The following is a 12,458-nucleotide window of genomic DNA, read 5'->3' on the forward strand; positions in this document are numbered from 1 at the left end:
TTGGCAATGCAGTAGGTAACTCTATCGTTAGTGGTTTAAGTAAGTCTCCACAACCATCAAAAGAAGACCTTGAGCGTCAAGCGAAGCTTGATGCGATGAGTCGTCAACTTGGCCAAGATGCAAGCAAGAAAGTTAATGGTGTACTTGATGCAAATCTAGCGAAAACACTAGGTAAAGCTCAAGAAACTATGGCGGTTGATTTAAATCAGACCGTTGATAACTTCAATAATTTTGTGAGTTCTTATTCTGCATACAGTTCTGATTATGAGCTAAATGTAGCGGGTCAGTTAAGTGATTATCGTGTTACTAGAGCGAATAACCTAACTGCTAGTTACCAAGCTAAAGCTGATGCGTTAACTCAACGTACTGAATATTACTCACCTGAAAAAGTGAAGCTGAGAACAGATGCATCGTTTAGCGCTGGTTTAAGTCGAGGCATGGCCATGCATGCTGAAGGCGTTAGGAACCGTACTCCAATGGGCGTAGACTTTACCGAGTTGAATGCTGGACTTAAGGAAACACTTCAGTGGCGAGATCGAGAAATAGCCAATTATAAAGGAAGCTGGGTATATGGTGTTGAAGTTGCGCATGACTTGCTAAACGATGCTGATACTGACCTTCGATTCGGTGTAGCAGGTCAGTTACTAGGGGGAGAATTAAAAGCTGTCGTTGGAACAGATTTTATTGGAGGGCAATATAAGTGGAGCTATCCAGATGTGCTGACTAATAAGTTTCCTTCTTTGAATAAAACTCCTACGGTTACTAGGTTTTCATATAACTGGGAAGATGGATTTCAGGTTGAACAGTTGTTGGAAAAAGATTTGTTGAAATACACCACACCAACGAAGCTATATGGAAAATTAAAAACTCCTGTTCAATTTAGTGTGGCAGGAGGGGTGCGAGCGAACTTAAATAATCAATCGGTTCGACCGTCTGTTAATTTTGGGGCTACTTTAGGGATTGAAGATATGTTTGCAACTAAATACTCTTTTGAAGTTAGGGGGCCTAGTGGCAAAGTTGAAAGTGTATATGACTGGTTCAATCATTCATATAATTCTGGCGGGAAGTGATGAACTGTAAAATTACAATTCGAACCTCAGGCATTTCAAAAAGAAAGCCTCAAATTACCTGTTCAAACTGGCTTGAACAATTGATTAAAGTTCAATACAAAGGAGAATCGTGTAATGTATATTTTGGCGATAACTTCGTTGCAAAGGTCAATAGCAAGAGGGCTTTCTTCATAGAAGAAGGAAGCTCTGTTTCCAAAGACATGTATAATATTGAAATAAATACCGAAAATTATGGAAATATTGGATTATTCATGGCTCTTGATGAGTCCCATTCAAAGACGCTAATCTTTGATATTAAATTAAATCAAGAGTTAATTGGAAAGCTTATACACGAGGGGGCGTGGTTACCTTGGAATGTAAAATTGAGTGTAGAATACTTTAAAGAAGTTGATCATGTGTTAATGGCATCGATTCCTGTATATATGTGGGATCTGTTTGCGACACCTCAATTTGATACTATATGAAATAACTTGCTTTAAGGTGGCACTTTTTATACTATAAATCACTAGGGTGTCTTGTTGCGCCCAAAACGAAAAACCACCAATCTTGGTGGTTTTTTTATGCCTAAAATAAGGCCAAACAAAACCCGCTTCTTGCGGGTTTTTTAGTATCTGAACCTATGAAATTTAACTTTATTAAGAATAAAGGCTTTAGCTTTAGCATCAGTGACAAGCTAATTGCATTTATCTTCTGTATCGTCGTTTACACGATGACAGGTGATGCAGCCTTACTAACACTTATCTCAAAGTTTATAGGGTAACAGGCAATACTAATTGGTGCGGGTAACAAACGCATCAATCGTTCTAAGTAATGCATCTTGATCTCGCTTAGGTAGCTGCTCAATCGCTTGCATACGCTTCAATAAACGTCGACTTAATGAGGGTGAAGGTATCGGCTCAGCCGATAATCCTAACAACTCATCAGTACCTACGTTGAGTAGCTTAGCTAGCTGGATGATCAGTTCACCATGCAAACGCAACGCGCCATGCTCATAATCTGAAACCACAGACTGAGAGACATTAAGCTTCTGTGCTAACTCCTTCTGAGTTAGACCTTTAGCCTTGCGCAGTTGTGCAAAGCGTTTAGCGATAGCTAATTCTGTTGGTGAAATATCCTTGTCAGGCACTAGCGAAACCTCAATAGTTGCATTACATGCCTGTATTCTACCCCCTGTTTTTAAAACACCGTTGAACATAGTTGTTAATACCTGTTGTAAAATATCGGTATATCCGATATATAATGTACAGGTAAATTTAATAGAATAAAAGTGAAAAAAAACTTTTATTGGGTATTGACAGGGTTTGGAGAAAATTAGCATGGCACGGTTATCAGATGAACTGATTGCACAAATCAAGCAACAAGTGGATTTAGTGCGCTTGGTTGAATCTCAGGGCTATAAGCTCAAACCCCACGGCGTAAAAGATAAAGCCCTTAGCTGCCCATTCCATGAGGATAAAACCGAAAGCTGTGTGATCACTCCATCTAAAAACCTGTTCAATTGCTTCGGTTGTGGTGAAAGCGGTTCAGTTATCGACTGGGTGATGAAAACTCAAGGTGTATCGTTCAGACACGCAGTTGAAATACTGCAAAAGGACACTTCCTTCTTAGCCGCCCCAAGCTCTGGCCATAAGCCCGTGAAAAAAGCGACCACCCAAAAACTGGCTACCCCCTTAGCTGCTGATGCTGATTTACAAGCCACACTTAAACAGGTTGTTGGTTATTACCATGAGACGTTAAAGCAAAGTCCGGAAGCACTTGATTACTTAAAACAACGTGGCCTTGATCACCCTGAGTTAATTGATACCTTCCAGCTTGGGTTTGCCAATAGAACTTTAGGTTACCGCTTACCCCAAAAGAACCGCCAAGCAGGAGCTGAAATACGTGGCAAGCTGCAACAAATCGGTATCTTACGTAAAAGTGGGCATGAGCACTTTAATGGATCATTAGTGATCCCCGTCGTTGACGAAAATGGCCATGTTCATGAAGTCTACGGTCGAAAGTTATTAGATAACCTGCGTAAAGGTACACCAAAACATACCTACTTACCCGGTGCTCATGGTGGTGTTTGGAATGCTTCTTCCTTAGCCGCCTCTGACGAAGTCATATTATGCGAAAGCTTGATTGATGCCATGACCTTCTGGGTACATGGTTATAGAAATGTCACAGCAAGTTATGGCACAAATGGCTTTACTGATGATCACCTAAAAGCCTTTAAACAACACCAAATTAAGCGAGTATTAATCGCTTATGATCGGGATGATGCCGGTAATAAAGCGGCTGAAGCGTTAGCTGAAAAGCTTATGCGCGAGGGCTTCGACGTGTTCCGTATCTTGTTCCCGAAAAACATGGATGCTAATGAGTATTCAAGACAAGTGAAGCCTGCTCAAAAGAGCCTTGGCCTTGCGATACGCAAGGCTGAATGGCTTGGCAATGGTAAAGCTCCTGTCATTAGCACCACTGAACAAAATGAGGTTGTTGACACTGAAACGGGGGAAATATTATCCCCTGATGAAACATCAGAAAGTGCCATTCCCTTAGCTGCTTCAATACCTACTGAAGCTGCTGCTATACCAGAGCAAGCCTTACCTAATGAAAACATGAGTCAGTCAGATAATGAGTTAATCGTTACGCTTGAAAATCGTCGCTATCGCATCCGGGGCTTAGATAAAAATCAAAGTTACGAACAATTAAAAGTGAATTTACTGGTGAGCCTAGATGAACGATTCCATGTTGATAATCTGGACATCTACTCAGCCCGTGCAAGGCACTTGTATATCAAGCAAGCTTCGATGGAGCTATGCGTACCAGAAGACGATATCAAAAAAGACCTAGGCCGTTTACTGCTTCAGCTTGAATCACTGCAAGATAAAAAGCTGCAAGAAAAATACGAACAACCTAGCAATCAAGTCAGTTTAAATGAAGCTGAGCGCAGAGCCGCACTTGGCTTGTTAAACGATTCATCCCTCCTTAGTCGCGTTCTTACCGACTTCGAAGCCTGTGGTGTGATTGGTGAAGAAAGCAATAAGCTCGTTGGTTACTTAGCTGCTGTTAGCCGCAAACTGGATAAACCACTGGCCGTGATGATCCAATCAAGCAGTGCTGCGGGTAAAAGCTCGTTGATGGATGCAGTGCTAAACATGATCCCCACTGAAGAACGTATCCAGTTCAGCGCTATGACTGGACAGTCACTGTTCTATATGGGTGAAACTAACCTGAAAAATAAAATACTGGCCATCAGTGAAGAGGAAGGGGCAGATCAAGCCTCTTATGCCTTAAAACTACTGCAATCAGAAGGTGAAGTCAGCATTGCCTCAACGGGGAAAAACCCGGTTACAGGTAACTTAGAAACCCAGCAATACAAGGTCGAAGGTCCGGTGATGTTAATGATGACAACGACCGCGATCGACATCGACGAAGAGCTAATGAACCGCTGCTTGGTACTGTCAGTAAATGAAACCCGTGAGCAAACTGAAGCCATCCATCAGATGCAACGTAAACGCCAAACGCTAGAAGGCTTGTTAGCTGAACACAGTAAAAAAGACTTAATCACGTTACACCAAAACGCCCAGCGGTTGTTACGTCCGCTCTTAGTTGCTAATCCTTATGCTGAACAACTGACGTTCTTATCGGATAAAACCAGAACCCGCCGCGACCACATGAAATATCTGACGCTCATCAGAGCTATCGCGTTGCTGCATCAATATCAGCGCGAGGTTAAACGAGTCGAGCATAACGGCCAATCACTGGAATATATCGAAGTCACCCAAGACGATATTAAGGTGGCCAACCAGCTTGCGCATGAAGTGCTGGGTCGCACGCTTGATGAGTTGCCACCGCAAACTCGTAAGTTACTCCAGCTTACTCACACAATGGTCACTGACGCCTGTAAGGCGGGGAAGGTAAAACAAAGTGACTACCGTTTTACTCGCAAAGACGTTAGGAATTATAGCGGTTGGGGCAACACCCAACTCAAAGTCCACTTAAAACGCCTTGAAGAGATGGAATACCTACTGATCCACAGAGGTAGCCGTGGCCAATCGTTTATCTATGAACTGCTGTATAGCGGTGAGGGAGAGTCTGGAGATCGCTTCCTGCAAGGCTTATTGGACTTAGATAATAGCTATGACGATAACAAGTCGGGGGTAAATGCTCAGCAGTCGGGGGCTGGTCACACCCAAGTCGGTAGTGAGTCGGTAGTTGGTCAAATCCACCAAAGCCAGAGCCAACAAGACATGGCCTCACTTCTCCCCAACGGGGAGGGGAAATACAATAAAGGCATGAACGGACATAATCATGAAAGTGTCACGTCATACCCACACCAAGTGCAACCTCATTCCTTAGTCGCTTCTAGTTAATAGGAGAATACACGATGCCTAAAGCAACCAAGCGTTTTATAAAAGAAGTTGGTGATCCAACTGATCCAAACGGCCTACTAGCATTTATGAATCATTACCTAGATGGATTGCGTATTAAACACTATACAGAGCAAACCCTGTGGAACAATGAGCGTTACATACGTGACTTTATCGAGTGGTGTGATGGTAGAGCCTTACGTCAACCAACAGAAATCACCAAACCGATACTGGAGCGCTACCAGCGTTACTTATACCTGTATCGCAAGGCGGATGGTAAGCCGCTGTCTATCTACTCACAACGTGCCAAGCTTAGCCCGTTAAAAGGTTGGTTCAAATGGCTGACTAAAAATAACCACCTGCTGTACAACCCAGCCAGCGAGCTTGAGCTGCCACGGCTCCGTCAACGTCTACCTAAAGCCATCCTAAGTGAAACGGAAGTTGAACAAGTGATGACGCAGGTCAATAGCACGGTGCCATTGGGTATTAGAGATAGAGCGGTAATGGAAGTACTTTACTCAACAGGCATTCGCAGAATGGAAGTGGTTAACCTAAGCGTGTTCGACATCGATGCAGAGCGTGGCACATTGCTTGTTCGCCAAGGTAAGGGTAAGAAAGACCGCATGTTGCCCCTAGGTGAACGTGCTGCTTACTGGGTTGGTCGTTATGTTAATGAAGTTCGGCCAGAGCTAGCACTGGCAAGTGATGATGGTACGTTGTTCTTAACTCGTCTTGGCGAGAAGTTTAACGAATGTTGGCTAAGCCGCACTGTTGCTCAATACGTTGAAAAATCCGGGGTTAATAAGCAGGGCAGTTGCCACTTGTTTAGGCATACAATGGCAACGCTCATGTTAGAAAATGGGGCAGATGTTAGGTTCATCCAAACCATGCTTGGTCATGCCGAACTCAGCACCACTGAGATCTATACCCAAGTGTCTATCAAGGCACTGAAGGAAGTCCACAGCCGTTGCCATCCAGCCAAGCTTAAAAGAGCCTCTGAGGACGATGATATGGCTGAGTTGATGGGTATGTTGGCTATGGAAGACGAACAAGAGCAACAAAGTCTACACTCAGCCTAATACTTACCAATCCAGCCCTAACTCGTCTTCAAGTGAAGCCTCTGCTTCAGCTTGTACCTCAGTTGCTTGCTCCTTGAGATACTCAATGGCCAAGCACTTATACCTGTCCTGACTCATCAGCTCTGCCACGGCCTTCAGGGCTTCAGGCCGGGTTAATGACTCGCCGTTATTAGAGGCTTGCTCAATGCTGGTCTGGTTAAAGAACCAGTGACAGCAGTCCTTATGTCGGCTGCCAGCTACATAGCTTGTGGCTCTATCCATCCCAGTGTTATGCAACACGAATACGTCACCATCGACGGTTAATCCCTGTGATGAATAGACGGTCATGGCATAGGCTTGTGCCATGTATAATAGGCCTTGAGGGTCGCAATACTCGCTTGCTAGAAAAGAGCGCTTACGCTTATCTGAAGTCTCGATAGTAAAGCGCGTATCACCACACTCAAGCTGCTCAATCTCGGTTATCTTGCCTGATGTGCCATTAAACAGCCCTTGACGATAATCGTTCTTAGTGAGCCTGATACGCTCACCAACAGAAAACTCAAAGCGCATGGCCTTATCGGATACCATGCAATCAAAAGCATGGTTCTCATTACCCACTAAGCCTTCTTGTTGGTAAATGGCTCTAAGTTGCTCTGATAGCTCACGTACTTGCTGCCAGCTCTGGGCAAGCACAACCGCTTGCTTATCAGGGTTATCAATGCGGTATTGTTGCCAACGGTCAACCAGTTGCACTGTGGCCGCGTTGCTGTCGCACGCGAAGTGTACTAGCCCCTTGTTATCGTGAGTCTGTAAGGCAGTTAATGCTTGGCCATCCCTTAGCTGCATCACCGCCGTTCTCGCCCAATCCTCACGTTGTCTGCGTATGGTCTCAATCCGTGATGTGCCTAACACCTCTGGTTGGCTCAGGTAACGCAATGCACCACCATGTGAAATCGCATCAAGCTGCTTGTCTTCGCCACTTAAAATCACCTTGCAGCGAGCAAAGGCAGCGGCTTGTAACAGCTTGGCCAAGTCGTGAGAGTTAAGCAATCCAGCTTCATCAATGACTAATACCGTGTTGTTATCCAGTGGCTTGTTACGCTCATCAATCTGCTTGAGTAACTTAGCCAAAGTGAAAGTCTCCATCTTAGTCTCAGTGGCTAAGGTGTCGGCTGCTTGCTTGGATACAGCCGCACCAATGACGCGATAGCCTTGGGCTTTATAAGCTTGATAGACGATCTGCATCGAAGCCGTTTTACCTGCACCTGCCGAGCCTTGTAAAGTGGCAAAGGCATGAGGTGAGCATAAGTTTAAAACGGCCTCTAACTGCTCCTCAGAAAGCTTAAAGCCGTTATCCTCAGCCTGTTTAATGACAGCCTCAACCGTCGTCTTATCCAGCGCAAAATCCTCACGTTGACGCAGTGATTTAGCGGCTTCAACCAAATGACGCTCAGCATTAAGCTGAGCTTGAGTCGTGTAGAGCGTATTGTACTTAGCGTCTTGCCCTAAGCAGACCATGCGTTGATGATTAAGCAGTGAGTTCACTAAGTTGTTAACGTACTCAGTACTCTCACCCGAAAACTGTGCAAGCTCTGAGGCTACGCGGTAGATATCCTGCTTACGAAATACGGCAAAGCGTTCACAGAGGTTATCGAGTATGAGCTGCTCATCAAATACCCACGCGCTCGGCTCGATGCTGGTCTGCTGTGGCGGATGCTCAATAAGTTGCTCTAAATCATCTAGGGTAAAGCCTAGTTCGTCCATCTCCTGATGCCAGCGCTGGGTAAGCTCACCATGATCAATATGCTGCTTCTTAGCACGGGTATCGAGCTTGATAATATCCCCAGCGGCTGACGCGCTGGAGGCAATGCCAGCCTTATCGAGTTCGGCTTGAATGTCTTTAGCGCGTTTAGAAAAATGCTTACATACACGCTTGGGAATGCCAGTGATATGAAACGCATCACCGTCTGGCTCCAATACAAAGCCTAGTTGCATCAACTGGTAAGCCAGCTCTGCCCGGTAAAAAGCAGACGCGCTACGTTGCCACAAAAACAAATAGCGGTTCTCAATGGTTCCCCAAGAGCCATCATGGCGCATGGCTACATTGGCTATGATGTTGTGATTATGCAACTGCATATCTAAGGCACGGCTTGTGTTATGCTGAAATGAGGCGACAACAAAGCCGACAACTGGCTCATGGATAAGGCTGTCATGACCACGGCGAGTATAAGCGGCATGTTGCTCTAGATGAGCAATGGCCGCCTTGACGGCCGTTGTATGCGCGTCACGTATTGACGCCTTGAGTTGGCCGTCGGCTCTGGCTTCAGCTACTGAAACCGACTTAGGGGGGCTTAAGGTGAGGTCGATGCCGGGTCGGTGTTGCTTACCCGGCTTCTGACAAAGCGGCTGACCGTCCGGGCTGTAGCCTTGCATCAGTTTACGAAAATCCGCGCTGAGTACTTCCCCAGATAGGTTAAGATAAGGGGGCAGTTGCCCCATCCACTCAGTGAGTGCTTTATAGTTATCCTGAAGGTAGATCTCTTCCTGATGGTTATCGTGGTACTCAACCAACTCAGGGGTCATAAGAGACATAGACATCATGATGCTTGCCTCCTTAGTCGATTCGGCTTATCACCACACATAGCTTGCTTCGGCGTAGCCGGGGACTCAACAGCAGCAAGGGCAGAAGCAGATATAAAAGGCTCAGTAATGACAGGAAGCTGAGGAAATGGAAAACGTAACTGATACACGGCTTCCCAGCCTGAGACCATGACAAACGCCTCAACACCGCGCCATGATACAGATAAGTTTACTAACTCATTAGGTCTGACTAATGGCTCAGACAGATACTGACAGCTGGTTGAGCGTAAACCGTTCTCAGTAATCGTGGTAATACGGCGTTCAACTTGATGTTCACCGAAGCTCTTAGCGGCATGCTCAGCGGCTTCTCCGGAGGCCCCCATCTTAAGGGCAATGACATTACCAAAGAGCGCCAGAATCGTCTCCGCCGTGTCTCGGTCATAGACTGAGCGTAACTGACTCAGTGCTTGCAGGCCAGCTATGGTGCGGCCGCCCTTGCTTCTGGCCAAACGTAGCCACTTCTCCAAGGCAGGAGACTTAGGCAAGCTGGATAACTCGTCCAGTGCAAACCAAATGCGCCTTGAGTCTGAATCTGGCATGGCCAACACATGGCTGACCATCAGAGAGAACAAGGCATTACACAGGGGCGCAGATAGGCTCTCGTTCTGCTCATCGTGTGCCACAATCACAGTGCGAGGTAGGCTGTCATCAGCCAACCACTGCTTGATAGAGAAAGTATGCTCAGCACCCGGACGCCAGTGTTTACGCAGTAGCTTAAGCCACTTGAGTTGTGAGATCAGCGTGACAAAGAAGCTCTGAGTCGTCTTGCTGTTCTCCTGCACAAACTGCATGGCCAATGGGTAGCTATCCGCTAACATGCCTTGTAGTTCCTTGTGTGACATATCGAGTAATCCAGCAAGGCTGTACCATGTACAAGGACGTTTCTGCTTAATCAAAATCATCATTAAGCCCGTTAAAATCAAGCGTGAGCCATTACTCCACAGGGGATCTTGTGTCTCAGTAATTAACGCATGAGCGACCAAGGTTGCTTCTTGCTCGTTAGTGACATCCTCGGCCAAATTCCACGGGATACCACGCGCATCAGTGGGGCTGATAAGTATGCTCCGCTCATCAAAAAATAGCGGTGTGTACTCGTTCTTACGATCATAAATAAATAGCCTGTCACCACGGTTTCGGATCTGCTGGGCAATGGGCTTGAGAATGACACTCTTACCAGCGCCTTGTTGGCCATAAACGAGCACGTTCGCCAGTTCCTGACGTACAGGCAGTTGCACATGAGGGTGAAGAAATAATCCCTTACCCATAGCGTCTCTCTTAGTGGCCTTGTTGCAAGCACGCTTAGCGTGACGCTTGGCCTTGCGACCTGTTAGACGAACTGAGCCAGATAAGTGCGTTACCGGCTCACGGCCGCCCGGCACATAAAGCAGCCAGTAAGTGAAAGCACCTGAAATAAGTAATGAAGCCAAGGCTGGGAGTCCCACCCCCAAGGCTAATGGCCAGTCAAAGCCAAGTTGATAAAGATAACGGACGTCCTGAACCCACGAGCTAGGCAGTAACACTGCCATTAAGCTGATAAATCCAATACTGAAAAGAAGCCACATCTGAGGCCATAACTGATAGCGTTGCGAGGTGTTCATTAGTTCACCCCCTTTAAATTCTGCTTGGCTTCCTGCATGGCCTGAGCACGTTGCTCAGCATCGAGGCCAGCGACTGCGCTGACAATCTCAAACATACGTCGAGTCAAAGTTGCTTCAAGCTTGGCTAAGCGAGACTCGATAGACTGTTGCTCTCGGTAGTAGTCCCATGCATTAGCAAGTGTACGAGAAGGGTTGCTGCCTTGCTTCTCAGCTTCTTGCAGCAGAGCTGCACGAGCAGCAGTAGAAAGCCGTGTGGTGACGGCTTCAGTAGTGGCTTTAGCGTTATTATAAGTTGCCATGATATATACCTTATTCTAATTATTATTAATGTGTACAAGGTAGATCCCGCATTATTACTGGCCTGTAAGGCTATTTAAGTGACGAAGATCTACAAGGAATATACAGCTTCAAAGTCTTAAGTGATGTGACTTAGCGGGAATTTATGAGCGCGGTTGTTGCCTCAATGAGGCGTGGCGTCTGTATTCCTCTTACTAAGTGACAAAGTCACGAAAGAAAGAGATGTTGGAAAAGGTGAAATGCTTAAAATGAGGTCTAACAATAAGACAAAAATACTCATGAACAGGTCACTAAACTTAAACAACATGCTTAGCTGTAATCCATGTTTACTATTATATCGAAGGTAAAGTGAAGTTGTAAATATACCTATATGTATCAACAGGTTAGGTTGAGATGAACCCTATTAAATAATAAAAAAGTGTCAAGTCATTAAGTCATTGAAAAATTATTAAATACTGAGCAAAAGATGCTTGATGAAAAAAATTAAAAAAAATCGCTGTCTACCTAAAACTAATTTACTGTCAAGTACGGTTCTGGTTAATAAATAGACGGGGTGACTATCGGTAACCGATAAAATCGGTTATGCTATACATGTATGACATGTAATACAGAGGTGGAAAATGTTATCCCTTAGACTCTCAAATGATATAGAAACACGTTTAGGTGAACTGGCTGAAACAACTGGCCGCACCAAATCGTTTTATGCCAAAGAAGCCATTGTTAAATATCTGGACGAGATGGAAGATACCTATATCGCAATAAACAGGCTAGAAAAGCCAGCGAAGCGGGTGTCGTTAGAGGACGTGAAAAAAGAGCTGGGCTTAGACGACTAAGATGGGGCAACAGTGGCAAGTTGAATGGGATGAGCGTGCCCTAAAAGAATTAAAAAAGCTCGATAAGCAAGCGCAAAAAGACATAATCCACTACCTCAAGTCGCGCATAGCGACAGAAGAATCTCCTCGGCGGTTCGGTAAAGCCTTAGTTGGTGACAAAGCAGGTCTATGGCGTTATCGCATTAAAGATTATCGGCTGATCTGCAATATCGAAGACGGTAACTTGGTGGTGCTGGTATTACGGGCAAGCCATAGGAAAAATGTATATGGAAGTTAATGAAGATACGTTAATCAGTGTGCTCCATGAAACGGCTAAGGACTTAAATGAAGCCGGGTTAATGGATGATGCCACCTTGGCCTAGTTCGCCGCACTAGACCAACCAGAGCCAGAAAAATAATATCGGCGCTTCAACGTGAGTAACTTGTTGCTCGCGTTTAAGTGTCTACTACAAAAAAACTGTACCCGCGAAGCTCAAAAGTGCATCTAGGGCTTTTACAGTGTAAAATCAATAATATGCAAATGATGACCATGCCACAACGCCCGTCTTATAAGGGCAATCCGCACCTACGTGTACGACCGCACGTCGGGGTCATTGCGCTTGGCAATGCA

The 12,458-nt window shown here is 45.4% G+C and carries 10 protein-coding genes; 6 read left to right on the forward strand and 4 right to left on the reverse strand.

The genetic code is table 11. The features are described 5' to 3' along the window. Together ACOB82_RS17580 and ACOB82_RS17585 are read left to right on the forward strand one after the other, a co-directional pair. The coding region (locus ACOB82_RS17580) for a hypothetical protein (protein ID WP_448214307.1) at window positions 1-1,070 on the forward strand (1,070 nt) is incomplete at its 5' end. Then, complete coding sequence (locus tag ACOB82_RS17585) at window positions 1,070-1,534, forward strand: hypothetical protein (protein WP_448214308.1); 465 nt, start codon at window positions 1,070-1,072, stop codon at window positions 1,532-1,534. The genes ACOB82_RS17580 and ACOB82_RS17585, both read left to right, overlap by 1 nt. A 305-nt stretch (window positions 1,535-1,839) precedes the next feature. Here the strand turns inward: ACOB82_RS17585 and ACOB82_RS17590 are convergent, their stop codons facing one another. Then, window positions 1,840-2,265: a helix-turn-helix domain-containing protein gene (locus ACOB82_RS17590; RefSeq protein WP_448214309.1), complete on the reverse strand. Its 426-nt coding sequence runs from the start codon at window positions 2,263-2,265 to the stop codon at window positions 1,840-1,842. Between the two features lie 121 nt (window positions 2,266-2,386). Here ACOB82_RS17590 and ACOB82_RS17595 point away from each other — a divergent pair, with 121 nt between their 5' ends. Next, the gene (locus ACOB82_RS17595; protein WP_448214310.1) at window positions 2,387-5,425 is read left to right on the forward strand and encodes a CHC2 zinc finger domain-containing protein; all 3,039 of its coding nucleotides are present in this window, start codon (window positions 2,387-2,389) and stop codon (window positions 5,423-5,425) included. A gap of 14 nt (window positions 5,426-5,439) precedes the next feature. Continuing rightward, complete coding sequence (gene xerC, locus ACOB82_RS17600) at window positions 5,440-6,501, forward strand: site-specific tyrosine recombinase XerC (protein WP_448214311.1); 1,062 nt, start codon at window positions 5,440-5,442, stop codon at window positions 6,499-6,501. A 3-nt stretch (window positions 6,502-6,504) separates the two neighbouring features. On the opposite strand, the gene mobF is transcribed toward xerC, so the two are convergent. Genes mobF through ACOB82_RS17615 form a run of 3 tightly spaced genes read right to left on the reverse strand, consistent with a single transcriptional unit; the run spans window position 6,505 to window position 11,017 of the window. Continuing rightward, window positions 6,505-9,081: a MobF family relaxase gene (mobF, locus tag ACOB82_RS17605; RefSeq protein WP_448214312.1), complete on the reverse strand. Its 2,577-nt coding sequence runs from the start codon at window positions 9,079-9,081 to the stop codon at window positions 6,505-6,507. Next, window positions 9,078-10,718, reverse strand: coding sequence for a type IV secretion system DNA-binding domain-containing protein (locus tag ACOB82_RS17610; RefSeq protein WP_448214313.1), 1,641 nt, complete (start codon window positions 10,716-10,718; stop codon window positions 9,078-9,080). Before ACOB82_RS17610 ends, mobF begins: the two co-directional genes overlap by 4 nt. Next, entirely contained in the window at window positions 10,718-11,017 is a 300-nt protein-coding gene (locus ACOB82_RS17615) for a hypothetical protein (protein WP_448214314.1), read from the reverse strand. The genes ACOB82_RS17610 and ACOB82_RS17615 overlap by 1 nt, the downstream gene beginning before the upstream one ends. A gap of 618 nt (window positions 11,018-11,635) precedes the next feature. Between ACOB82_RS17615 and relB the strand changes: the two genes are divergently transcribed. Then, on the forward strand, window positions 11,636-11,848 hold the full coding sequence (relB, locus tag ACOB82_RS17620; RefSeq protein ID WP_448214315.1) for a type II toxin-antitoxin system RelB family antitoxin: 213 nt from the start codon (window positions 11,636-11,638) through the stop codon (window positions 11,846-11,848). 1 nt (window position 11,849) lies between these two features. Beyond that, on the forward strand, window positions 11,850-12,125 hold the full coding sequence (locus tag ACOB82_RS17625; RefSeq protein ID WP_448214316.1) for a type II toxin-antitoxin system RelE family toxin: 276 nt from the start codon (window positions 11,850-11,852) through the stop codon (window positions 12,123-12,125). The last annotated feature ends 333 nt before the right edge of the window (window positions 12,126-12,458 follow it).

Source organism: Colwellia sp. MEBiC06753 (genome assembly GCF_053470325.1).